Origin of the sequence: Oceanibaculum pacificum (assembly GCF_001618175.1) — a bacterium.
Taxonomy (GTDB): Bacteria; Pseudomonadota; Alphaproteobacteria; order Oceanibaculales; family Oceanibaculaceae; genus Oceanibaculum; species Oceanibaculum pacificum.
The window spans coordinates 1-23,780 of record NZ_LPXN01000138.1 but is presented as its reverse complement, the minus strand read 5'-3'; the positions used below and the strand labels follow the sequence as shown (position 1 = coordinate 23,780).

The following is a 23,780-nucleotide window of genomic DNA, read 5'->3' as shown; positions in this document are numbered from 1 at the left end:
CGGCGCCGCCCGGAGACGGCGCCGGCAGTCAGGGGCTGGGATTATTTCTTCACTTCGGTGGCCGGGCCGAACGGCACCATCACCACCTTATCGACATAGCGGCCGGTGCCGCCGTACGGCTCCGCCATCTTCTCCCAGCGGCCGGTCAGCAACATGAAGTCGATGGAGGTGTTGAGGAAACGGCGCAGATCGTCATTGCCGCGCTTCACCGCCCAGGCGATGGGCAGCACATTGTAGGGCTGGTCGCCGAACAGGTCGGTCACGCCCGGCTGCGCGGACGCGAAGCGGCGGGCCTGCCAGGCATCCTCGATGCCGACATCGGCGCGGCCCGAGGCCACCTCGATGAAGGGCGCGGTCAGATTGCCGGTGGCGAGCTGCACCATCTCCGCCTTGGGGAAGTTCTCGCGGACATATTCCTGACCCGCACCGCCCTGCACCACGGCTATCTTGATGCCTTCCTTGTTGAAATCGGCCAGCGACTTGAAGCGCTCGTCGCCCTTCTTCACGATGGCGCTGTAGCCGAGATAATGGATCGGGTTGGTGAACTCCACAGCCGCCGCACGCTTGATGGTGGCGAAGGTTCCGGCCATGGAGAAATCGAACTGGCCGGATTGCAGGCCAGCGGCGAAATTCGCCCAGGTGGTCTCGACGAATTCGATCTCGACGCCGATCTGGTCGAACATGTAGCGCACGCCCTCGACATAGAAGCCGGTGACCTGGCCCGAGGCCGGGTCCTTGATGGTGCCCGGCGGCGACGGGATGTAGCCGATCTTGATTTTCTTGTCCTTCAGGATCTTGTCCATGGACTGGGCGTCGGCTGTCGCCGCAGCACCCACAGCTATGCCGAGCGCCAGAACGACGAGGCCCAATTTACGCAGTGTCGATTGAAACATGACTGCCTCCAACTGTTGACGATTGTTGTTTCGCCTGTGGTCAGTACCCCCGGGAGAGATCGACGACGTTTCTTGGTTTGCGCCCGGCCAGCAGGCGTTCGATGTTGCGGAAGACGAGTTCCAGCGTCTTTTCCGCGTACAGCTCGGCATCGTCCGACGAGCAATGCGGCGTCAGGATCAACCGCGGCACGCTCCAGAGCGGGCTTTCCGCCGGCAACGGCTCGGGCGAGAAGACATCCAGCACGGCGCCGGCCAATCGGCCCGATTCCAGCGCGCGGGACAGCGCCGCGTAATCCACCAGATGCGCACGGGCCATGTTCACCAGCCCGGCTGTATCCTTCATCAGCGCGAGTTCCGTCTCACCGATCAGGTGCTTCGTCTCCTCCACGGCCGGCGCGGTGACGACAACGAAATCGGCGCGCGACAGGAACTCATGCAGCCGGTCGGGCGTGCCCATCTCGTGGACATAGCGGTTCGGCTTGCCACTGCGCCTTATGCCCAGCACATGCAGCCCGTTGCGGTGGGCGTAGCGCGCAGCCTCCGCCCCCATATGGCCGACGCCGATGATCAGCAGGGTCTTGCCGATGCTGATCGAGGCGAAGGCGCGGTCCCATTTGCGTTCCGCCTGGGAATGGATGAGCTGCGGCATGCGGTTGTTCAGCATCAGCACGCTCATGAAGGCGAACTCGCCCGCCTTCTCGCCATGCACGCCGCTGTTGTTGGTCAGCCTGGCCTTGGGCGGCAGCCAGTCGAACGGCCGCAGATGGTCCAGCCCAGCGCCAGTGATATGCACCAGCACCAGATTTTCCGCCTGCGTGCGGATCGCCTTGCGGTCGAAATCCCAGCCGACGATGACATCCGCCTTGGTCACGTTGGCGGCGAATTTCTCGTTATCGAAACTCAGCACCGGCTCGATCCGCGCCGCAATCTCCGGCAACCGGGCAGCGACACGAGCATAGCGTTCCGGCGTGATGTGGAACACCGGCGGCTGCCGGGTCAGCGATTCGACATAGAGCTGGATCTTACCGTTCCGCATCACAGCACCTGGTCCAGCACCCAATTGTCGATATCGCGCACCAGCGGCTCGCGGTGGGAGAACCGGCCCGGCAGGGCGAACGGGCTGTCCAGCCCGCGCTGCTGCAGGCCGCAGGCGACATTGTCCTCCTCCGTGGTGATGTCCCAGCGGCGGTAGTAGTTGCGCACCGATTCCTCGAAATCCTTGCGCGCCAGATTGTTCTTCGGGAACAGCGCGCCATGGATCAGCTTCATCCGCTTCGGCCCCAGCGGGTGGATTTCCAGATACCAGGCGCAGTCGATGGTGCAGGCGAGGTAGGTGCTGGGATAGATCAGCGGCGCCGTGGTGCCGCCACGCAGATCTCCCATCAACGTGGAGATGACCGGAAAACCCGCATCGCCCTTCAGCAGCGCCATCGAGCCTTCATGCATGGAGAAGGTGGAGCAGTAATTGCCCGCCGTATCCTGCACCCGGTAGCCCGCCGACTTGGCCGAGGCATAGCGGTTGATCGTGTTCCGGTGGACCGTGCCGATGTGATACGCCTCCTTGGCGTTCTCGACATAGATCTTCCAGTTGCAGTCGATGGTGTATTCGGTGCGGCGGACGCAGACCATGTCGTCGAAATTGTACGGCGTGACGCGCTGGGGAAAATCGCCCAGATAGGTCAGCAGGTCGGGCGCGTCCTTATCAAAATTAATGAAGATGAAGCCGCCCCAGCTTTCCAGCCGCACCGGGGTCAGCCCGTATTCCGCCATGTCGAAATTGGCGGTCTTCTCCATCGACGGCGCGCTCAACAAACTGCCATCCAACGCGTAGGCCCAGGAATGGTACGGGCACTTGAAGGCACGGCACCGCCCCTCGCCCATCGCGATCAGCGCGCCACGATGCCGGCAGCTGTTGGCGAAGGCACGCACCTTGCCGTCATCGCCGCGCGCGATGATCAGCGGCACCCCGGCGAAGGTCAGCGTGAAATAATCGCCCGGATTGGGAATACGGTCGGCGCGGCCGAGGAAATTCCAGACCTTCAGGAAGATGCGTTCCACCTCGCGCTTGTAGAAGCGCTCGCTGGTGTAGCACCAGGGCGGCAGCGTTTCGGCCTCGGCCAGCGGCTTGCGCACATTGGCGTAGAGGGCGGGATCGAACAGGTCCTGCGGTTCCTTGTTCAGGATCATCGGACCGTCTCCTTCTCGTCGGAATTTGAATAGACCACGCAACGGATCGGCGACGGGTCGTAGCCGGCCGCCGGGTTGAACATCTGCGGGCAGTTGGACAGCACGACCAGCACATCGGTCTCGGCGCGCAGCACGATGTAATCGCCCGACCGGGAGCGGCTGTCGCTGATCGCCATGGCGCCGTCCGGCAGCACCGGCACGGCCATGAAGAAATTGATGTTCGCCACGATGTCGCGCTTGCCGAGGCCGTGGCGCGCAAGCTGGTCCAGGAAATTGTCCCGGCAGTTCGCCTCCCCCGGCTTACCATAGCGCGCGAGATTGCTCTCCCGGCTGCAGCAGCCGCCGATGGTGTCGTGGAAACCCACCGTGTCCTCGACAATGGTCAGCAGCACGCGCCCCATATCGGAATAGAGCTTGCTGCCCGCCGTCAGGAAGATCGACCCGGCGATCTTCATCGTGTCGGCAGCGTTGTAGCGCTCCTCCGGCCGGTCCGCGGCATAGGCGAGGAAATCCACCGCCTGGGCGCCGCGCAGATCGACGATCTTCAGATGCTGCCCGGCGGCCAGCCGGCAGGACCAGCCGGCCTTCGGGGCGACCACCTCGTCGAGATGCACGACCTCATCCATGTCAGTGCACCACCCGGCGCAGGAAATCGGCGGTGCGTGCCTGGCGCGGGCTGCCAAAGATCACCTCCGGCCGGTCGATCTCGACCACCACGCCCTCATCCATCATCATCACCCGGTCGGAGACCTCGCGGGCGAAGGACATCTCGTGAGTGACGATCACCATCGTCATACCGCCCGTGGCGAGGCTTTTCATCACGTCCAGCACCTCGCCCACCAGCTCCGGGTCAAGGGCGCTGGTAGGCTCGTCAAACAGCATCACCTCCGGCTGCATGGCGAGCGCGCGGGCGATGCCGACGCGCTGCTGCTGGCCCCCGGACAGCTTGCTGGGATACTGTTCCGCCTTCTCCGAGAGGCCGACTTGGGCGAGCAGATCAAGCGCCATCGTCCGCACCTCCCCGCGCGGCTTCTTCTGCACGATGACCGGACCTTCCATGACGTTCTCCAGCACGGTCTTGTGCGAGAACAGATTGAAGCTCTGGAACACCATGCCCATGCGGGTGCGCAGCGCCGCGATGGAGCCGGCCCCGGCGCGCAACCGCTTGCCCACCGTCTCGCGATAACCCACCAGCCGGCCGTCGAAGCGCACATCGCCTTCCTGATATTCTTCCAGGAAATTCAGGCAGCGCAGGAAGGTGCTCTTGCCCGACCCGGACGGGCCGATGACGGAGAAAACCTCGCCCTTGGCGATATCCACGTCGATGCCGCGCAGCACATGCAGCGTGCCGTAATATTTATGCAGGTTCCTGACCTCGATCATCGCGCCCTCACGAATTGGTCTTCCAGTACCGCTCCAGCCGCTGCGACAGCAGGATGATCGGGTAGATCAGTACGGCGAAGGCGAGCGCCAACACGGTGTAGATCTCCAGCGGGCGGTAGGTGTTGTTAATCAGGTTGTTGGCCTCATGCAGCAGCTCGTACACAGCCAGCACGGAGCCCAGCGTGGTCAGCTTGATCAGCGTGGCGAACTCGTTGATGAAGGGCGGCACCATACGGCGGACAGCCTGCGGCAGAATGATTCGCCACATCGCCTTGCCGTAGCCCATGCCGATGGAGCGCGCGGCGTCCCACTGCCCCTTGTCGATGGAGGCGATGCCGGCGCGGAAGATTTCCGCGAAATAGGCGGCCGCGTGCAAACCAAGGCCGACCGACACCGAGGCGATGCCGCTCATCTGCAGGCCGGTCAGGATCGGCAGTGAGTAGTAAATCCACACCAGTTGGACCAGCACCGGCGTCGCCCGGAAGAATTCGATATAGACCGCCGCCGGCCAGCGCAGGATCACGATGTTGCTAGACCGGAACAGGCCGAACAGCAGGCCGAGCGAGACACCGATCAGTGTCGAATAGAGGGTAAGCAGCGCGGTGATCCCCGCCCCGCGCACGAAGACCAGCCGGTAGTCCCAGACGATGCCGAAATGCCAGACATAATCCATGATGCGTCCTCAGGCCGGGTCGAGCACCTGGTCCAGCACCCAATTATCGATGGCGTGCACCAGGGGCTCGAGATGGGAGAAGCGGCCCTCGCGGTAGAGCGGCGAGCTGAGTCCGCGCTGCTGGAGCTCGGAAATCTCGTTATCCTCGGGGATCGAGACATCCCAGCGCCGGTAATAGCGGGTGACGATCTCCTCGAAATCCGGCCGCGCCACCACATCCTTCGGGAAGGCGGAACCGACGATCAGCCGCATGCGGTCGGCGGCGATGGGGTGGATTTCCAGCCACCACATGCAATCGATGGTCGCGCCGAACATGGTGCTGGGATAGATCAGCGGGTAATGCGTGCCAGCGGCAGCCGGGCCGGTCAGGCTGGGGATCGGCGGGAAGCCGGTCTCACCTGCCAGCAGCGCGCGGCTGCCGGTATGCTCCTTGAACAGCCCCACCCACTCACCCTTGGTCTCAATGGGCTGGGCGGTCGGCCCCTTCTGGCGCTGCAGGGTCGATTTATGCACATATGGGACGTGGTACGCCTCCATGGCATTCTCGACATAGATCTTCCAGTTGCAGTTCAGCTCGTACTCGACGCGCCGGACGCAGACCATCTCCTCGTAATTATAGGAGGCCAGCCGCTCCGGCAGATCGCCCAGAAAGCTCATCAGATCGGGAGCGTCCTTGTCGAAATTCACGAAGATGAAGCCGCCCCAGCTTTCCAGCCGCACCTCGATCAGCCCGTAATCGGCGGGGTCAAAATTAGCGGTCTTCTCCATCGAAGGTGCGCCCAGCAGCGTGCCGTCCAGTGCGAAGGCCCAAGAATGGTAGGGACACTTGAAGGCCCGGCAATTGCCCTCCCCCAGCGCCACGATGGAGCCGCGATGCCGGCAGCTGTTGGCGAAGGCACGCACCTTGCCGTCATCGCCGCGCGCGATGATCAGCGGCACCCCGGCGAAGGTCAGCGTGAAATAATCGCCCGGATTGGGAATACGGTCGGCGCGGCCGAGGAAATTCCAGACCTTCAGGAAGATGCGTTCCACCTCGCGCTTGTAGAAGCGCTCGCTGGTGTAGCACCAGGCCGGCAGCGTCTCCGCTTGATCCAGCGGGCGGCGCATCGCCTTGTAATGATCGGGGGAGAACATGTCGGCCGGTTCCGACAGGCCGATGGCGGAGTTGGATAGGGTGGCCGCTTCGATCATCCGTTTGACTCCTCGCTTTGGCGCGCCGCGCGGGGCTTTCCTCCCGCCTCGGATCAGGCTGGGGATCAGGCTGGTTCGACGATGAAATGAATGTCGGCGGGGGTGCCGTGATTGATCTGGATGATGTCCTGCGGGCAGGCCGACATGGCGACAATCACGTCCATCTCGGCGCGCAGCAGCACATGGTCGCCGGCCTTGGAGACGGTCGGCAGGAATTCGGTCTTGCCGCCTTCCGAGATCGGGATGTTCATCCACAGATTCAGCGGCTGCGGCACTTCCGGCACGGTCAGCCCTATGGCCGCCATGGCCATGCGCAGATTGTCCGAGCAGTTATCGTGATAACCAGTCACATCCAGGATGCGGTAGCGGTAGAGATCGCAGGCCGCGTAGATCGTGTCGTGGATGCCGGGTGAGGTATCTTCCAGGAATTGCAGGATCGGCCGCCGGCGGTTGGAGCCGAGCGGATCTCCGGCCCCCGGATTGACCCGGCTGATCATCACCCTGCCATGCTCCCAGGACATGAACTCATGCAGGTTGGCCTGGCTGAAGGCCCAGGTATCGCAGACCTGCGTGCCATGCGTGTTGACGATGCGGATGGTCTGCCCTCTGGCGACCCTGACGGCACGTCCTTCGCGTGCCGGGACCGTATAACGCCGCCCCAATACTGGCGTTCCGTCACTGGATATCGGATTATTCAGGGTGGCGTTAGTACCTAGCCACTCACTGTTCAGTAGTTGTATTTCTTCTGTCTTGCACATTACAGCGCAAACCCCACAATTATTAAGGGTTGAATGACGCTGCCGGCTACGACTTCCCGAAAATCCTGTTTTCTTTGTTGACAAGATTGACGCATCAGGATGCGCTTAAAGAAAATATCTTTCTTTCAAACCTTACATAAGTTTTCCTCAAACAAGCTGTCGGGCAGCCATGCGTCTCGCCAACACCGACATCCGCGCGCTCCATGTCTTTCAGGCCATCGTCGAGCATGGCGGCTTTGCCGGTGCCGAAATCTCACTCGGCCTCACCCAGTCGGCGCTGAGCCTGCATCTGAAGAAACTGGAGGAGCGGCTGGGCTTCACCCTGTGCCAGCGCGGCCGGCGCGGTTTCCAGCTGACCGACCGCGGCGCCATCGTCTACCGCCAGGCCCGGCTGATCCTGGCGGAGCTGGACAGTTTCGAGGAAAGCCTCAGCGAACTGCGCCGCCGGGTCACCGGCAAGCTGCGCATCGGGCTGGTGGACAACACCGTCTCCAACTATGACTTTCCGATATCAGAGGCTATTTCGGGCTTCCTGAAGAAGATGCCGGAGGCGGAGATCGAGGTTGTGGTGGATATCCCCGAGCATCTGGAGACGGAGGTGGCGAACAACAATCTCCACCTGGCGCTGGGGCCGATCATCTATCACCGCGAGGGGCTGCAATACCGGCAATTCTATGTCGAGAAGCACTCGCTTTATTGCGGCCGCCGGCATCCGCTGTTCCTGGACTCCGACGACGAGCCGAAGCTGTCAGTCCTGCGCCAGCATCCTATGGTGGTGCGCAGCTATGGCGGCGACGAGGAGCTGGGCATCATCAAGAACGCCCTCGTCGGCTCCCGCGTGTCCAGCATGGAAGCCGCCGCGCACCTGATCCTCAGCGGGAGCTTTATCGGTTTTCTGCCCGATCATTACGCCCGGCGCTGGCTGCAGGTCGGCGAGATGCGCAACCTGTCCGGCAGCGACCTGGCGCTGCACACCGCCTTCTTCATCATCACCAGGAGCAGCCGGCAGAAGCAGCCGCTGCGCGACAAGTTCATGCAGGAGTTGGTCGCCATCCTGAACCGCCGCCTCCATGAGGGATAGGGCTGCAGCGATTCCGCCAGCGCCGGGCGGCGCGGCTGGTGCAGCAGGCCGGACGCCTCTTCACCTCAATCGCCATCGACACGCCTTCAGAAGGCGCAAACCGGCCCAGCAAACCGGTGGGTGAAAAGTGGACACGCGGCGGGGCCTCCCAGTAACCCCGCATAACGCTCCCGCTTACTACTAGGCGCCAGAGCTTGATAAGCAGCCGTTCCGGTTACTGGCATGGTGGATACGAAGGCCTCCACCGCGTCAGATTTCTGTTCCTCCGATAGGACAGGCAGCCTCTATGTCCGGGCCGAGATAGCGGACGGTCTTTTCGATCTTGGCATGCCCCAAGCGAGCCCCCTAAAAGCCGCCGCTGCCGCCATCGGCGAAGGAGATCATGCCGACGAAATTGGCGGGCATTGGCATTGCCATCTGTTGCCCCGCGCCGCCGACCACCGCGTCCAGAGACTCGTCGTCCAACTCGTCATCAGCATTTGCAATGACGACAGGTACATAGACCGTCAAACCGGCAGAGCGCCCCAGCACCTCCGCCACCCCGGGCAGTCCTGTCTCTACACAGACAAATCGGATATCCGGCGGCACTGATATGCCGACCGACTGCAACAGGGCAAACGGTTCGGCTTGCAGGCGGCGGCGGAAATGCCCGTCAGTATTGGCCAGACTGACTATCTGCTGCCAGACCGTGTCCTTCAGCCGTTCGGCAGGAGACATGGTGGCCTGTCGCGGCGTGGCGTCACGGGAGGAATCCTTCCACATCAGGTCGCATTGTTCATAGAGCAGGAATTCGCAGCCGCCAGGCCGGGCAGGTTGGCGGCACTATCCTGCAGAAACACGGACAGCGTATCGGCTACGCTTTCGTGCAAGACCGTCAATCTTTGTGCCGAAAGCTTAGCCATGGCCGCCCCCCTTCATGATTACGCTATGGGTGCGGAAATTATGAAATGAGCCTCGGTCAGGGAGGCTGCTGCAACCCCAAGCAGAGTGACATTGCTGTCGGCTCCCAAGTCAAGCACAGCACTGCCGTTGGCATCCGAAGACAGAAGCGCCAAAAGGTCCGCTTCGCTGGAAATGGCCGTGCCATTGATGCCCTGGCTGACTTCGATGCGGTTTCCGCCACGCCAGAAATCCATGATCGTATCGGCACCGCTGTTGTCGGCGAACACGAACACATCGTCACCCAGGCCACCATACATCACATCGTTGCCACCGCCGCCTTCCAGCCGGTCGTGGCCCTTGCCACCGCGCAGCGTATCATCGCCAAGCCCGCCCACCAGCGTGTCGGCGTTCTTGTTGCCTTCCAGGAGATCAGCGCCGTCTCCCCCGATGAGAACATCGTGACCCCGCCCCCCGGACAGCAAATTGCCGAGGTCGTTCGCGGTCAACCGATCGCCGCCATCGCCCGCCAGGATGGCGGTAACCAGCGAACCGTCGGCAATTGCGAAGTCGGCACCGGCAATGCTGCCGAGCATCCCCGGGGTGAGGTCGATCGTCACATCGCCACTGACGGCAACTGCGTTGATCTGTCCATCTTCCTCTAGGGACAGCATCCCACGGTCGGGGGCGGCGGCCACAAGATCGGCATAGCGGTCAGTGTAGAAATAGGTCTTCGGCCCCGTCTCTTCCGGGCGGCCATAGAGCAGCAGGGTCAGATCCTCGAGGACACCGAAACCAGCCGCGCCAACATCGGCGACATTCACCGTCCAGGTGCCTGCCGCCATTTCCCCGCGCGAGGCGTTGCTGGCAAAGATGAACTGCAATCCGTCATCGCCTTCGAAACCGGAGATATTGACCGGAAGATCGAGCCCGGCATTGGTATCCGGCGTCACGCCGGGCCGGTTCATCAGAACGCTTTCTGTACCGTCCGGCGACAGCAGGGTAATCGTGAGATCGCCCCACCAGCTGTGATCCAGCCCCGCGGCAAGCTCGACCCATTCGATGGTGAAATCGGCCTCAACCTCGAAACTGTAGCTGAGCGGAGCGCCGGTATCGGGAATAGTGGTGTCGATGTCCTGCGCCTCGACAACTTCCATCTGCTCGTTGTAGCGCGTGCGCTGGTCGGTCCAGCTTTCGGCCAACCGGACGGCGGCCAGCCCATCGACGAAGCCGAAGCCGTAATCGTGGCTGAACTGCAGGCCGCCGCCATTCCAGTAATCGGCGCCGTTGGTCTGCCAATCGTAGAGTTCATATTCGCCTTCCTGCCAGTTGGCGCGCGCCGTCAGCGCCAGGATTTCCTGCACATCGCGGTATCCCAGCAGCGGATTCGCCTCCAGCATCAGCGCGACCACGCCGCTGACCATCGGTGCCGCCGCCGAAGTGCCGTTCATCTAGTCGGAATAGGCGTCGCTTGTAATCTCTTCGGCATTACTGCCGGAATAGCCGAGACTGCCGAGCAGGTCGGTGGTGACCGATTTGAAGCCGTCATCGTCCGGGTTGCGGTCCACCGGCGCGGTGGCGACCAGTGATGCGCCGGGATTGCTGTAATAGATGATGTCGCCCTCGGCAGAACCCGCAGCGACATTGATCGTGTAGCGCAGATTCCCGAGATCGCCGTAGGTCGTCATATTGCCCTGGTCGCGCTCATTGCCGCCGGCGACGACATGGACGGTGCCCAGCCCGTTCCGGCCCATCAGGCTGGCCCGGTCGAAGGCCGCCAGTTCGGCGAAATTCTCATATTCGGTGAAGTTCGCAATGAAGGGCTCATTCGGCCCGTAGCTGTGATTGATCACATCGAACCGGGCCATCTGGTAACGCAGTGCCTGCAGCTCGATCATGTCGAGCGTCTCGTTCTGCGACTCATAGGTATCGGACAGGATCAGGTTCACCGCGCCGAAGGTGGCATCATAGGCAACGCCGACCACGCCGAAACCGTTATTCGCGGCAAGAATCAGCCCGGCAACGGCGGTGCCGTGCCCGTCATTCGTCACGAACCGCCCATCGACCGGGTCGGGATCATGCGTCCCGGAAACCGTGGTCGGCTGTAGCGCCGGATCCAAGTTCACCAGCAGGTCGGGGTGGCTTATCTGTACGCCGGAATCGTAGATGCCGACCTTCACGCCCTTGCCGGTATAGGCCTGCCAGACCGGCAACACATTGAGATCAACCCCCGCCCTGGCGCCGCCCTGGCCCGTATTGATCAGGTGCCACTGGTAGGCAAAGTATGTGTCACTTGGGGGTGTGTTCGGGAGCATGGGAAATCCGATCCTGTGTTCCGGTTCTTCGCATGGGTCAGCTTTCACAATTATCCCTACCGGCGCGGCGCACCTGACATTCTGTTCCAGAATGATGCCCATTTCGTTTTGGAGCGCCCGGAGGAAGGGAGGGCGGGTTGAACCGAATACACCGATATGCGAGGCTTTTTATTAATTAGAACATTCGTAATCAGATATGGGGAGAGGGTCGATGGGAGACGCGCTGCCGCATTCCTATTTCTCGACCGACCGGCTGGGGCGGGAAGATAAATTCCCGGTCTGGCGCGATAGTGTCTCCGTCATATATCAGGCCGATCTCACCGCGCCCGGAGATGAGGGTGGCTTTCATGCGCTGGCCGACGGCTATCTGTTCGGCGCCATGTCGCAGATCAGGTGCAGGGCCAGCCGGCAGCATTTCAAGCGTGACCGGATGCGCATCGACCGCGATGGCATCGACCATTACATGATACAGCTGTTCATGCGCGGCCGTTGCCACGCGCGCACGCCGCAGGGAGATGTCGCCATAGAGGCAGGCGACATCTGCGTGTTCGACAATGCGCAGACCCTGGACACCACCAACGATGATTTCGATCTGCTGGCCCTGTTCGTGCCGCGCTCCCTGCTGGCGCCGCACATCAAGGATGCGGACCATCGCCATTATCAATGCATCCGGGAGAACAATCCGCTCACGCGTCTGCTGCGCACCCATATGCTGGAGCTGCAGAAACAAGCGCCTTATATGACCCTTGACCAGGGCGGGCTAGCCGTTTCGCCCACGATAGCCCTGCTGGCCGCCGCACTGAACGGCAACCCGCACGAGAATGAAAGCGGAGAGCAGGCGATCCGCATGGCTATCGTCACCATGCTCAAGCGCTATATCGAGGAGAATATCGAGGATTCCGCCCTCTCGCCCGAAAGTGTCGCCGAAATCTTCGGGGTATCGCGCAGCCGGCTGTACAAGCTGTTCCAGCATTATAATGGCGTTGCCGCCTACATCCGTGACCGCCGGCTGGCGCATGCGCTGACCATCCTGACCGACCCGACCCAGCAGCAGCGCAAGATCATCGATGTGTCTCTATCGGTGGGTTTCAGCAGCGAATCCTCCTTCATCCGTGCCTTTCGCCGACGGTATGGCTTCACGCCATCGGAGGCGCGTCAGGCCGGGGCCTGCGCCTACCTTCCAGGCGGCGGTTTGGATAAGCCCGAAACCGGATTGTTCGGTGACAGGGAATGGGAGTGCTGGATACGGTCCCTTCAGGCGTAGAAGGCCATGTCAATGCCGGCAGCGGAGAGGACGCTGATACCGAGGAAGGTGAGGGTCGTCCCCGCCACCTCGATCACCACGCCATCCCCGGTCACGGCCTGATTGGTGATCGCTGCTTGCAGCTCTGCCAACGTCGCATTCTCCACCGCAAGATGGTCCGTGCCCTGCTCGAAATCGATAACGGTAGCCGTCAGTACGGCATTTGCGAAAGCCGCGTCGAAGCCGCGCAGCACGAACACATCCGCCCCCTCGCCGCCGGTCAGCGTGTCCTCGCCGAACCCGCTGTAGAGCACATCGTCACCGGCCCCGCCTTCGATGGAATCATGGCCCTTTCCGCCGCGCAGCACATCGTTGCCGTCGCCGCCGGAAACCGTGTCGCCCTGCATGCCGCCCTGCAGCGTGTCGTTGCCGCCGCCGGAGCCGATCCGGTCAAACCCACCGCCGCCATTGATGATGTCGTCGCCCGGACCCAGCACGATCAGCTGGTTCGCACCGTCACCGGTCACGTGATTAGCGCCCGCGCCGCCGATGATCGCGACCGATCCGATGACGGTCGCGAATTCTATGTTGTCGAGCGTCAGCACCGTGCCCGACGGCAGCTGCGTCGCATCGATCACGAGGGCTTCCTGGCGGCTGGCATTGAAGCCGCCGCTTTCCCCACGGATGGTGATGGCAGGCGGCTGATCGCCGGCCCAGCCCGGCGCCTCCAGCGTGATGGTGCGAACGCTGAGCGTCGGGCCTTCACTGATCAGGGCGAGGAAGCTTTCGCCGTCGCGCAGCATGTCCCGCCGGGCATCGGGCTGGCCGTCGCTGCGCGCCTCGATCTGCCGCAGCATATCTTCCAGCGCGGCATTGCCGCTGCTGCGCTCGTCTCGGCCATTGGAATGGATGGTCACCCCGGTCGGAATATCCGCCTGCAACGCGGCATGGTTCAGCACACCCGGCACGTCGGGCAGATCATTCTCGATGGGAATAAGATCGACGGATAGTGTTTGTCCCGGCGTCGCGGGATCGCCGACTGGCTCCCAGCGTATCGTCCGGCTGGCTTCGCCCGTGCCGGAACCGGCGCTGGCGGGGCTGTCCTCCTCAATCAGGCGGATGCCGTCGGAGGTTTCGGTAACGCTTCTGATCGTCGTGCCGGTGCCGGTCTGCTGCGTGGTGCGGGTAAGTGTCGCCGAACTGCTGCTGCCGTCGCTGCCGGTCAGCGTCTCCGTCATGGTCACCTTTGTCGTGGTCTCGTCCAGCGTGTCCGTCACGCTGGTACGCTCGCGCGTCAGCGTGACCGGCGCGCGGCCCGGCGCGTTCACCGTGGAGATTGCGGTTTCGCGGATCGTGCCGCCTTCCAGCGCCTGTTCCCTGACGGTGGCCTCGATCTGTGTGGTGAGGCTCGCACCATCCGCCATGGTTTGGGTCTGGTCGATGCGGACATTGATGCCGTCTGCGGTTTCGGTGACGGCGGATTCGGTATTGAGGCTGCTGCCGTCAGGGCCGACCACGGGCGGCGTATCGGGCGACTCGATGGGCGGCAGCGTGGGCGTTGCGGGCGGTCTGGGATCGGGAGGCGGCGCGACAAGGATGATCGTCGTCTCGTCGCCATCGTAGCTGGCCGAGAAGCTGCCGCTCGCCGGGGACAGGCCGGACAGTGCTAGCCCGCCCTCGCCATCCACGACCGTAATACTGCCACTGGCAGTCTGGCCGTCCAACTCCGATAAATCGGCGCCTTCGATGACGATGCGGTCGCCGACGCCGAAATCGGTGATGGTGCCGTTGACGAAATTATCGGTGTCATAGGTCCGGAATTCGTCACTGCCGGCCCCGCCGGTCATGGTGACCGTACCAACCCCGGCGACCAGCGTGTCGTTACCGGCATCGCCGCGCAATGTGTTGCTGCCGGAATCGCCGATAATATAGTCGTTGCCGTCACCGCCCTCGATCAGATTGCCGGCGCCCTCCGCCTGGATCTGGTCGTCGCCGGCGCCGCCGATCAGCGTGTTGTTATCGCCTTGCGCGACAATGGTATCGGCGCCGGCCCCACCCTCGATCCGGTTGCCATTGCCGATGGCGGTCAGCTGGTCGGCACACCCGCCGCCGACAAGGGTGAAGGAATCGTGCATGAAGCCGGCTGTCACCGCGCCGGCGACATCGGTTTCGACCCGCTCCCAACTGGTGAAGGCAAGGGTCGTCAGATCGAAGGAATCGCCATCGCTGCCGCGCAGCACCAGCGTATCCTCTCCAGCGCCGCCGACGATACTGGCGATACCGGCCTCGACCTGATCCCAGGTCAGGGTGATTGTGCCACCCTCGGCATCCGTGGTCTGAACCGCAGCGATGCTGTCCAGCTCGATGCCGGTAAGGTCGAGATCACCGGCAACGCGCAGCGTGGTATCGACGTCCTGTGAACCGTAGATGGCGGCCAGTCCGGCAAGCTGCCCCTCTGCCAGGGTGATGAGTGAATCGGCCGTGGCGACGCTCTCCACCGCGTCTATGTTGGTCAGGCTAACCTTAGACAGGTCGAAGCCGGCCTCGCCGTTGACAATGGCGATATCGGCGTCACCCTCGGTCGCTTCAATCGCGTTCAGCGTGTCGATATCCGCCTGGTCGAGCGCGAAGACGCCGAGCGTGGCATTGGTGATGCGCAGTGTCGTAAAGCCGCTGATCGCGATCTCCGACAGGTCGATCAGCGTGTCCGGTGTCGCCAGCACATCGCCGCCATTGCCCTGGAGGGTGGTGAGATCGCAGCCACACAGCTGTGCCTCGCCCATGGTCAGGGTCGTGGCGCCGCCGGCGGCCACGGTGAGCGCCTCGACGCCGATGAGGATCATCGCACTGAGGTCGAAATCGCTGTCATCCGCACCAGCCAGGATCAGCGCGTCGCTGCCAGAGCCGCCGGCGATACGGCCTACGTCCAGCCACTTGTCCGCCGAGACGGTGAGCGCCAAGCCACCGGCGTTCAGCATGCGGATGACGGATATGCCGCTGACGCTGGCAGCGGTTGTCAGGTCGGCCGTCCCGCCTTGCACGAAACTCAGCGTATCGCTCCCGCCCTCGCCATCGATCACCGAGCCGGCGAGATGGGCATTGTCGGCGATGCGGATCGTGTCGTTGCCGGCGGTGGCGGGGCCGCTGAGATTCCTCCCGTCCCTGCTGTCGAACCCCGCACCCGTGCTGTCGAGGGGCGTATTGTCGATGGTGGTGAAGATATAGGCATCATCGCCGGTTAACGCCGCGATGGGGTTGCCGGCGGCATCCAGCACCGCGCCCGCCTCGATCTCGATATGATAGGTCGTCAGCCGCGACAGGTCGCCGGCCGGGTTCAGCACGATATCGGTGTCGTTGCTGACCGACAGGCCGGCGACGGCGAAGCTCTCGACCGTGGTGCCGTTTTCGTCCTTCAGCAGGATATTGCCCGTGCCGAGCTGGATCGCCTCGTCGAAGCGCAAGGTGATGTCACTGCCCAGCGCGATGTCAAAGTTGCCGGCGACAGGCGATGATTCGGACGGGTCCAGGGCGGGCCGTAGATTGTCCAGCACGGCATTTTCGTCGCTGTACAACGAATTGCTGCCATCCGCATTGACCGCCGCAACCTCGACCTCCAGGTCAGTATCCTCGATCGCTCCCTCGAGAATGGTGTAGCTGGCTGTCCAGATGCCGCCCGTCTCGGTCGCCTCCACCGTTTCATCAGCGCCGAATAGCCCGAAGTCCATTGTGACGGACTGGATGCCGGCATTGCCATCGGCGGTCGCGTTCCATTCGACGGTGACTGTGTCGCCGATCCTGAACACGCCGCCCGCGCCGCTGGCGCCGGAGATCGCGATGCTTCCAGCCGTAATGGTGGGGGCACTCATATACTCATCCTCGGAATGCGAAGCCTGTGCCGGACTGCGTTAGCGGCACGACACAGGGTAGGCACCCAGGGATAAAGCACCTGACGCAGGGTTCCGGATCGATTGACGATCCGTCCTTTTTCTGCCGCTCAAAATAGGATGAGGACTGACCTGATGGGATGGACGGCCCCTGCACCAACTGTGGGACGATGGCCGTAGAGCCACGTCTATAGGAGCCGTCCCATGCAGCAAGAGATAGTGACCATCGGATTAGATCTGGCGAAGAACGTATTTCAGGTTCACGCGATCAGTGCAGAAGGTAAGGTTATTGAGCGCCGGCAGTTGCGGCGCGCAGAAGTTCTGAGGTTCGTTGCTGGATTGCCGCCTTGCCTGGTGGGCATGGAGGCGTGCGCGTCGGCGCATTACTGGGCGCGAGAGCTGATGAAGCTGGGCCATGAGGTGCGATTGATGCCGCCGGCTTATGTGAGCCCTATGTTAAGCGCGGGAAGACCGACGCTGCCGATGCCGAGGCCATCTGTGAAGCCGTGACTAGGCCGACCATGCGTTTTGTCGCGGTGAAGACGCCTGAACAGCAAGCTGTCCTGATGCTGCACAAGACCCGCGACCTGCTGGTTCGGCAGCGGACCGGTCTCATCAACGCGCTACGCGCCCATCTGGGTGAGTATGGCATCATCTCGAGCAAAGGGCCTGGCGGCGTGACGACGCTCGTGAAGCTTGTTCATGAGGTGCAGGATCTCGTGCCCGCGCAGGCCCGTTCGGCGCTGCACACCATCGCGTCCCAACTCCGTGGCCTCGCCGACGGGATTGCCGGAGGCTGTTGGGTTTAAGTTATGCGGCCTGCTTTCGCCCGTCGAGCGCGGCGTAGTAGTTTGCCTCGGCCTCGGCTGGCGGGATGTTGCCGATGGGCTGCAAGAGCCGGCGATTGTTGAACCAATCGACCCATTTCAGCGTGGCGAACTCGACGGCTTCGAAGCTCTTCCAGGGCCCACGCCTGTGGATCAGCTCGGCTTTGTAGAGGCCGTTGATGGTTTCGGCGAGAGCGTTGTCGTAGCTGTCGCCCACACTACCGACGGAGGGCTCGATGCCGGCTTCGGCAAAACGCTCGGTGTAGCGGATGCTCACATACTGCGACCCGCGATCGGAGTGATGGCTCAGACCGCCTCGATGGACCGGACGCCGGTCGTGCAGGGCCTGTTCGAGCGCATCGAGGACGAAGCCTGCATGCGCCGTTCGGCTGACCCGCCAGCCGACGATGCGGCGGGCGTAGGCGTCGATCACGAAGGCCACGTAGACGAAGCCAGACCAGGTACTGACATAGGTGAAGTCCGACAGCGCCCAAGCCATCAGGCGGGTTGTGTTGATCTGGAAAGTGGACATCGTCCCGTTTCCGCATATCGTGTAGGTTTATCTTCAAATCGGTGTGTTCGACGCTGGTCGGTTTGTTGGCTGTTGTCGCTAGCCTTCGCGGGGCCTCCCGGACTGCTTATTTCTCAGGGCGCCCTGAGTTCTCCCGTCTTCAGCGTTGCGCTTCTCGGGCCCGGCAACCTTCTCGCTATCGTGATCCTCATGGGGATGGACCTGCTCGGCCTTCCACGGGTCGAGGATCTGCTCGGTCTCGAAGGTCCTTCGATCCACATTCTCGTTAGTCTGCTGATGGGCGTCGTGTTTTGGTGGGCGCTGGCATTAACCCTTCTGTTGCATCGCCGCCGCAAGCTGCTCGCGTCCGAAACGGCAAACAGCTTGCGGCTGGACGCTTCACGGTAGCGCCGTCTCGCGTGCCTCCTATGGATTACCGAGCAGCCCGAAAGACATTCACACTCCCAGATCGGCGGCTGTGCCGACATCCGATGTGGAGAGGCTGCTGACTCCCTGCACGGTGACGGTGGCCCCGGCGATGGTGAACTGCACCCCGCCTGACACTGTCGTCTGGCCGGCCAGCGCCGTGGCAATCTCCGCGTCGGTCACGCCCTGCAGGGCGATCCTGTCGATGCCGGCCTCGAAATCGGTCACGGTCGGCTGCAGGTTGGCGTCCGGGAACCGCGCATCGTAGCCACGCAGCACAAAGACATCAGCACCCTCGCCACCGGTCAGCGTATCGGCCCCCAAGCCGGAATAGATCGTGTCATCCCCGGCCCCGCCCTCGATGACATCCAGCCCCTTGCCGCCGCGCAGCTCGTCATTGCCGGCGCCGCCGAAGATGGTGTCGCCCTGGTTGCCGCCATTGGCGATGTTGTTGCCGGTGGTCAGGCGCAGATCGATCCTGTCGAATCCATCGCCGGCGAAGATGGTGTCGTTGCCATTGCCGGCGAGGATGGTGTCGTTGCCGGCCCCGCCCAGGATCGAATCGACGCCATCGCTCCCGACATGCCGCTGTCCCGGTCCTGAGAGCGCGCCCAGCCGGACCACGCCATATTCGTGGCCATAGCGCTCCCCCACCAGGCCATCCGGCAGCCAGTAATCCTGCACGCCATAGACGACATCCTGGATGCCGTCGCCATTCACATCGGCGAAGGCGAATTTCTGGTTGGCCGGAAAGAGATCGCCATTGAGCTGGGTGAACCCGCCGAAACCGTCATTGAGGAACCAGAGCGTGCGCTGCGCCGTCCAGTCCTCGGTCCACATGCTCATCGCGATATCCAGCGACCCGTCACCATTCAGGTCGACCACTTGGAAGTTTGGCGCGCCGGCCATGACGGGCAGCAACCCGCCATTCTCCTGCCCCGGTATCAGGTGCGAGACATCGGTGTAACCATTCGGCCCGTCATTGCGCAGATACTGGAAATAGGTGCCCTTCACGGCGCCATTGGCCGTCCAATAGACCAGCAGGTCCAACAGCCCGTCCTTGTTGAAGTCGGCGGCCTGGGTGTATTCCGGCGCATCGGTGGGCAGTTCAAGCGTCGGATAGGCCGGGCGCAGGCTTTCGTCGAATACCAGCTCGAAATTGGCGTTGCCGTCGTTCAGTATATAGCCGAAGCTGGCAAGCTGCTGCCCGCCGCCGCGCAGATAGATGTCGCCCAGCCAGACATCCGCCACGCCATCGCCATTCATGTCAAACCGGTCGGGGTGATAGCCGCTCTCGATCGTCGTGAAATCTGTCGAGAAGCCGGGCGAGCCCGGCTCGCTCCAGCGGTAGGGCTCGGAGAAATTGCCGGCCCCATCATTCAACAGCAGATAGCTGACATGGAATTCGTCGTCGCCGAGATTGTTGATGTAGAGGTCGATATCGCCATCGCCGTCGAAATCGTCCGCCACCGAGCCATGGCTGAAATCGGTGATCTGCGGCAGCGTCGCCGTATTGTCGGTGTAGCTGCCCTGGCCATTCGACAGGAACAGCCTGTTCTGCTCGCCGGGGAAAGGCGAATAGGCTTCGGTGCCGGTATTGTTCAGAAAGATGTCGTCGATGCCATCGCCGTTGAAATCGGCAAGCACGATGTTGCGCAGCAGCACCGCCTTGGCGGTTTCCGGCAGGACCGAAGCGGTGATATCAACCAGCCCCTGCCCGTCGAAGGACAGAACCATCACATTGCGTTCGCTGGTTTGCAGATTGACCTGCTCCAGCAGCGAGTGCGGGCCAATCAGTACTTCCTGGCGCCCGTCGCCATTGATGTCGATGGGGACGGCGCGGTCCCAGCCCCAACTCCAGTCCGAGAATGTGATTCCCAGCAGATCGTCCATATAGATCGGGTCGTTGTAGGAGAGCGCTCCCAGCGACATGGCGGTTCCTCCCTGTTATTCGGTTGCCGTCAGATGCCGAAGAAGTCGGCGGTGCCGATATCCGACGCCGCCAGGGTATTGACGCCCTGCACGGTGACGGTCGCCCCGGCGATGGTGAACTGCACGCCGCCTGATATTTGCGTCTGGCCAGCCAGCGCCGCGGCGATCTGCGCGTCGGTGACGCCCTGGATCGCCAACTTGTCGAGCCCGGCCTGGAAATCGGTCACGGTCGGGGCGAGCACCGCGCCGGGAAAATTTACGTCGAAGCCGCGCAAGACGAAGATGTCGGCCCCGTTACCACCGGTCAGCGTGTCCTGCCCAAGGCCGGAATAGATCGTGTCGTCTCCGGCGCCGCCGACGATGCTGTCCAGACCCTTGCCGCCGCGCAGCTCGTCCCCGCCATCGCCGCCCAGGATGGTGTCGCCCTGATTGCCGCCATTCACTACATTGGTCGCGGTGACCCCGCGCACATCCGCAAAGTCCTTGCCCAAACCCATGAAAATGTCGTGGCCACCAATTTCGGAATAGACATGATCTTCAATGTCGGTCCCCACATACGCGGTCGCTTCCTCCAGGACGATTGCCTCACCGAGATCGCTGTCCAGGAAGTTCTGCGGCGCGCCACCAAGGAATTTGACGAGTTTTACGACGTCGTTATCGGATGTGCCGACTGGCAGGAAGTCCTGATCGATCAGCTCCTGCACATTCAGGAAGCCCATATAGGCATCGAGCGATTCCAACTGAATTCTAAATATTTCAGTTAGTTGCTCGTTTACGAGCCGATGACCGGAACCCAGATAAATAGTGTTAAATCCGTGCCCCGTGGCGATCGTCTGGTCGAGGGTCTCGTTATAGAAAAGCATCCCCTGGCCGGCGGGTTTCTCGCTGGCTATGCCGGATGCCACAATCGTATCAGTACGCCAGTAACCAATATTCCAATCGCTGCCTTCGACGATATCCGGCAGGTAAAGAGCATCCAGGCCTGGTCCGGGTATGGCGATGACGTCGCCATCGCCTTCTCGGATCGTGATTGAATCCCTTCCCCACCCGCCAACAACGATCTGCACCCCGTCGGCTATCCGGTCTGCCGAGAAAGCATCGCTTTCGACGACGGGATGGTTGGATGAAAAACTGAACACGCCATGCGTGATGCTTTGCCCCAAGAGGCTGTTGAAAGGCTCCGGGTGCTTCGTCTTCAGTTCTTCGAGCGTGGACATGAATGCTCCCTTCGTTCGCTGGCCCTGACGGCGTTTGACGTCATTAGGCCGGAACGAGGGAAAGCCCGTCCTCCCCCGTACGGGTGAGGCAGGATGGAAATCGCCGCTATTTTAAGAAAATCTTGTGCCGCCGTGCTGGGTGCTGAGACGTTGCAGCAGGGCGACCAGCTCTGTCTGGCGTTTAGTGTCGGTCTTGTGGAAGATCGATTTCAAATGCGTGCGGGCGGTTTCCCGGCCGATCTCCAGCCGCACCGCCGCCTCCGCGAGGTCGAGCCCTTCGGCCAGCCGCGCCGCCAATGCGGCCTCCCGCTGGGTCAGACCGAAGGCGCGGATCAGCGTGGTTTCCCGCGGCACCGGGCTTCTGTCGAGGTCGGCCAGCACCAGCAGCGCCTTGCCGAACAGGAAGGGCGCGCGCGCCGCCGCCGGAATCGGCAGCACATGAACCAGGATTGGCCGGCGCAATGGCCGGGGAATAGCCACAGCGCCTTCCTCCTGCGGACCATCGCGTAAGGTGCGGCCAATCAGGCTCTGCAGCGCTGCGTTGCTGTCGACATCGCGGGCCAGCAGCCGGCTGCCGGCAATGGTCAGCCCGTCGCCCAGCATGGTCTCTGCCTGCGCATTCACGGCGATCACCCGGCCGCGCGCATTCACCAGGATGCCGCCGCAATCCAGCGCTTCCAGCGTGCTGAGGCCGCCCCTGGCGGTCGCCGTCGCCAGCCGCTCGGCCATGGTCAGCGCCCGCGACAGATGTCCGGTCAGCGCCTGGAACAGCCGCCTGTCGGTTTCGTCGAACGGATTCTGGTCGGGCCGCCGGGATAGCGAGACAACATAATGCTGATCGAAGGATTTGAAGGTGATCCCCGCCCACCACAGCATGCCGTGGCGCTGGTAGAATTCCTGGTACAGCGGCTCGCGCGCGTGATCTTCCGACGTGACGATATCCTGTTCCAGCACCACCGGCCGGCCGGCATCGACCAGCGGCCAGCCGCGCTCCGCCCGCAGGTCACGCCGGTACCATTCCTCGGCCACGAAGGCCTTGAGGAAATCCTCCATTTCCACGGTGCAGGGCAGCAGCAACGTGTTCTCGGCGGCGATGCGCGGCACGGTAACCGCCGAATGCGCGCCAACGGCGCGGCAGAGGCTTTCCAGCCCCTCCTGCCACAAGGCGGTGTCGAAACCGGCCTCGTAGAGCTTGCTGATCGCCGCATTTACCGGCTCGGGCAGTTCGGTCGTTATGGCCGTCCCCCTTAGCTTCTTTAGAGATTATTTTTCCCAACAGGGGGCAATCAATCAAGCGATAGCGATTCTCAGTTCAATCACGCTATCCTTAGATACAGAAGGTGGCCGGCAGCGGAAGATCGGCTCTTGGCATCCAAGCTCGGCAAGCTGCCATCCCGGCCGCGGCGCCGTTCCGAGACGATCAGCTTATGAATGGCGAAGCGCTCCGGACGGGGGATTTGCACGAGTATGCCCCTACGATAGATCACCGCCGCCGGGATCGGCTCGGCGCTTCCTGCGCACCGGCCAGTATCTGGCCGTGGTGGCGCCCTTCGATCCGGGCGCCTGGACCGAGGCCATGGTCGAGGCCAGGGCAGCGGCCCCCAATGCGCTGGATGCGGAGGGCAAGTGGCCAAGCAATTCCCAATCTTCCGGGTCGGCGTGACCTGATCCCCTGATTGTGTCCGTTCAGAAGTTGAGTCTTGTCACCGTTTGATGCCCGATCTGGGCGGGGATGGCAATGTGGGCCGGGGCATGCCCCGGCCCACATTGCGCGCGTGATCTTGTTGCGGCTGGCACCGGGGCTAGGCCAGCGAGGGCCGTGTGGGGCCGCACATGGTTGTAGTCCTGTTTCCAGGCGGCAAGGACGGCCCGGGCGTGGTTCATCGACGTGAACAGCGTCTCGTTGAGGCACTCGTCTCGGAGCTTGCCGTTAAAGCTCTCGACGAAGCCGTTCTGGGGCATCGCGTGGCCATCAGGCTCCGGGTCGATCCGCTCTGGAAAATACCGGTCTCGCCGCCGGTGCTGGAGGACGCCCTGATCACGCCCTACATCCTCGCCCAGGCGGCCGGCCTGGTGCGGGCGCGCTGCCGCAGCGGCCGGCTGCAGGGGTTTCTCCTCACCCGCGTAAAGACGGGCACCACCTTCGGACTCCGCATCGCCGATTGCCCCGCCCTCATTGCCGTTCTCGACGACTTCCAACCCGGCCTGCTGCCACCGGGCAACAAAGCGCCGCCGGGCGAGAGGCTGGCGCCGACGCACTGCCGGCGCAACGGCAAGCAGGTGCACCTCTCCAGCATCTATCGCGGCCCGATCGGCCCCCGCACGCTCGACAGGGCCGGCCGCATCACCGTGAGCGCCCTGGACCCGGATTGGCGGCGCC

20 protein-coding genes and 4 pseudogenes are annotated in these 23,780 nt (G+C 62.8%); 5 read left to right on the top strand and 19 right to left on the bottom strand.

The window, feature by feature from the left end; all coding sequences use genetic code 11:
• Nucleotides 1–41: 41 nt before the first annotated feature.
• From AUP43_RS14580 to AUP43_RS14545, 8 genes are all read right to left on the bottom strand, one after another.
• Nucleotides 42–893 carry a substrate-binding periplasmic protein gene (locus tag AUP43_RS14580; protein WP_067558607.1) on the bottom strand — a complete coding sequence of 284 codons (852 nt, stop codon included), beginning with the start codon at nucleotides 891–893 and terminating at the stop codon, nucleotides 42–44.
• Between the two features lie 40 nt (nucleotides 894–933).
• Complete coding sequence (locus AUP43_RS14575; RefSeq protein WP_067558604.1) at nucleotides 934–1,929, bottom strand: D-2-hydroxyacid dehydrogenase; 996 nt, start codon at nucleotides 1,927–1,929, stop codon at nucleotides 934–936.
• The gene (locus tag AUP43_RS14570) at nucleotides 1,929–3,080 is read right to left on the bottom strand and encodes an aromatic ring-hydroxylating oxygenase subunit alpha (RefSeq protein WP_067558601.1); all 1,152 of its coding nucleotides are present in this window, start codon (nucleotides 3,078–3,080) and stop codon (nucleotides 1,929–1,931) included. The genes AUP43_RS14575 and AUP43_RS14570 overlap by 1 nt, the downstream gene beginning before the upstream one ends.
• Nucleotides 3,077–3,706 (bottom strand): DUF1989 domain-containing protein, encoded by a 630-nt coding sequence (locus AUP43_RS14565; RefSeq protein ID WP_067558598.1) that lies wholly within the window; start codon nucleotides 3,704–3,706, stop codon nucleotides 3,077–3,079. The genes AUP43_RS14570 and AUP43_RS14565 overlap by 4 nt, the downstream gene beginning before the upstream one ends.
• Before the next feature lies 1 nt (nucleotide 3,707).
• A complete protein-coding gene (locus tag AUP43_RS14560; RefSeq protein WP_067558595.1) occupies nucleotides 3,708–4,463 on the bottom strand; it encodes an amino acid ABC transporter ATP-binding protein in 756 nt (251 codons plus the stop codon).
• 7 nt (nucleotides 4,464–4,470) lie between these two features.
• Complete coding sequence (locus AUP43_RS14555) at nucleotides 4,471–5,136, bottom strand: amino acid ABC transporter permease (RefSeq protein ID WP_067558593.1); 666 nt, start codon at nucleotides 5,134–5,136, stop codon at nucleotides 4,471–4,473.
• A 9-nt stretch (nucleotides 5,137–5,145) separates the two neighbouring features.
• On the bottom strand, nucleotides 5,146–6,327 hold the full coding sequence (locus tag AUP43_RS14550) for an aromatic ring-hydroxylating oxygenase subunit alpha (RefSeq protein ID WP_067558590.1): 1,182 nt from the start codon (nucleotides 6,325–6,327) through the stop codon (nucleotides 5,146–5,148).
• A gap of 65 nt (nucleotides 6,328–6,392) precedes the next feature.
• Nucleotides 6,393–6,989 carry a DUF1989 domain-containing protein gene (locus tag AUP43_RS14545; protein ID WP_198154922.1) on the bottom strand — a complete coding sequence of 199 codons (597 nt, stop codon included), beginning with the start codon at nucleotides 6,987–6,989 and terminating at the stop codon, nucleotides 6,393–6,395.
• 265 nt (nucleotides 6,990–7,254) lie between these two features.
• On the opposite strand from AUP43_RS14545, the gene AUP43_RS14540 reads away from it, so the two are divergent.
• Nucleotides 7,255–8,166, top strand: a complete 912-nt coding sequence (locus AUP43_RS14540) for a LysR family transcriptional regulator (protein ID WP_067558583.1) — start codon at nucleotides 7,255–7,257, stop codon at nucleotides 8,164–8,166.
• Nucleotides 8,167–8,511: 345 nt separating this feature from the next.
• On the opposite strand, the gene AUP43_RS14535 is transcribed toward AUP43_RS14540, so the two are convergent.
• The 4 genes and pseudogenes from AUP43_RS14535 to AUP43_RS19470 all read right to left on the bottom strand — a co-directional run.
• Nucleotides 8,512–8,928 (bottom strand): hypothetical protein, encoded by a 417-nt coding sequence (locus AUP43_RS14535; RefSeq protein ID WP_067558581.1) that lies wholly within the window; start codon nucleotides 8,926–8,928, stop codon nucleotides 8,512–8,514.
• Complete coding sequence (locus AUP43_RS19305) at nucleotides 8,928–9,068, bottom strand: hypothetical protein (RefSeq protein ID WP_198154921.1); 141 nt, start codon at nucleotides 9,066–9,068, stop codon at nucleotides 8,928–8,930. Before AUP43_RS19305 ends, AUP43_RS14535 begins: the two co-directional genes overlap by 1 nt.
• 18 nt (nucleotides 9,069–9,086) lie before the next feature.
• The gene (locus AUP43_RS19475) at nucleotides 9,087–9,641 is read right to left on the bottom strand and encodes a calcium-binding protein (RefSeq protein ID WP_232315194.1); all 555 of its coding nucleotides are present in this window, start codon (nucleotides 9,639–9,641) and stop codon (nucleotides 9,087–9,089) included.
• 186 nt (nucleotides 9,642–9,827) lie between these two features.
• Nucleotides 9,828–11,360 (bottom strand): annotated as a pseudogene (locus tag AUP43_RS19470) (S8 family serine peptidase); the annotation flags it as partial.
• 211 nt (nucleotides 11,361–11,571) lie between these two features.
• On the opposite strand from AUP43_RS19470, the gene AUP43_RS14520 reads away from it, so the two are divergent.
• A complete protein-coding gene (locus AUP43_RS14520; RefSeq protein WP_067558572.1) occupies nucleotides 11,572–12,624 on the top strand; it encodes a helix-turn-helix domain-containing protein in 1,053 nt (350 codons plus the stop codon).
• On the opposite strand, the gene AUP43_RS14515 is transcribed toward AUP43_RS14520, so the two are convergent.
• Nucleotides 12,615–16,469: an Ig-like domain-containing protein gene (locus tag AUP43_RS14515; RefSeq protein ID WP_067558568.1), complete on the bottom strand. Its 3,855-nt coding sequence runs from the start codon at nucleotides 16,467–16,469 to the stop codon at nucleotides 12,615–12,617. The genes AUP43_RS14520 and AUP43_RS14515 overlap by 10 nt on opposite strands.
• 222 nt (nucleotides 16,470–16,691) lie before the next feature.
• Here AUP43_RS14515 and AUP43_RS14510 point away from each other — a divergent pair.
• A pseudogene (locus AUP43_RS14510) lies at nucleotides 16,692–17,269 on the top strand (IS110 family RNA-guided transposase); the annotation flags it as partial.
• A 28-nt stretch (nucleotides 17,270–17,297) separates the two neighbouring features.
• Here AUP43_RS14510 and AUP43_RS14505 read toward each other — a convergent pair.
• Nucleotides 17,298–17,801, bottom strand: a pseudogene (locus tag AUP43_RS14505) (IS3 family transposase); the annotation flags it as partial.
• Nucleotides 17,802–18,041: 240 nt separating this feature from the next.
• Between AUP43_RS14505 and AUP43_RS19095 the strand changes: the two are divergent.
• Nucleotides 18,042–18,233, top strand: a complete 192-nt coding sequence (locus tag AUP43_RS19095; RefSeq protein WP_157089370.1) for a hypothetical protein — start codon at nucleotides 18,042–18,044, stop codon at nucleotides 18,231–18,233.
• 48 nt (nucleotides 18,234–18,281) lie between these two features.
• On the opposite strand, the gene AUP43_RS14495 is transcribed toward AUP43_RS19095, so the two are convergent.
• The 5 genes and pseudogenes from AUP43_RS14495 to AUP43_RS14480 all read right to left on the bottom strand — a co-directional run.
• Entirely contained in the window at nucleotides 18,282–20,183 is a 1,902-nt protein-coding gene (locus tag AUP43_RS14495; protein WP_067558562.1) for a calcium-binding protein, read from the bottom strand.
• Between the two features lie 29 nt (nucleotides 20,184–20,212).
• On the bottom strand, nucleotides 20,213–21,400 hold the full coding sequence (locus AUP43_RS19090) for a calcium-binding protein (protein ID WP_157089369.1): 1,188 nt from the start codon (nucleotides 21,398–21,400) through the stop codon (nucleotides 20,213–20,215).
• A 111-nt stretch (nucleotides 21,401–21,511) separates the two neighbouring features.
• On the bottom strand, nucleotides 21,512–22,564 hold the full coding sequence (locus AUP43_RS14485) for a helix-turn-helix transcriptional regulator (RefSeq protein ID WP_067558557.1): 1,053 nt from the start codon (nucleotides 22,562–22,564) through the stop codon (nucleotides 21,512–21,514).
• A 152-nt stretch (nucleotides 22,565–22,716) separates the two neighbouring features.
• Nucleotides 22,717–23,034 carry a GSU2403 family nucleotidyltransferase fold protein gene (locus AUP43_RS19610; RefSeq protein ID WP_269746877.1) on the bottom strand — a complete coding sequence of 106 codons (318 nt, stop codon included), beginning with the start codon at nucleotides 23,032–23,034 and terminating at the stop codon, nucleotides 22,717–22,719.
• 52 nt (nucleotides 23,035–23,086) lie between these two features.
• Nucleotides 23,087–23,356: pseudogene (locus tag AUP43_RS14480) on the bottom strand (integrase core domain-containing protein); the annotation flags it as partial.
• A 9-nt stretch (nucleotides 23,357–23,365) separates the two neighbouring features.
• Here AUP43_RS14480 and AUP43_RS14475 point away from each other — a divergent pair.
• On the top strand, nucleotides 23,366–23,780 hold a 415-nt coding region (locus AUP43_RS14475), incomplete at its 3' end, for a hypothetical protein (RefSeq protein ID WP_157089367.1).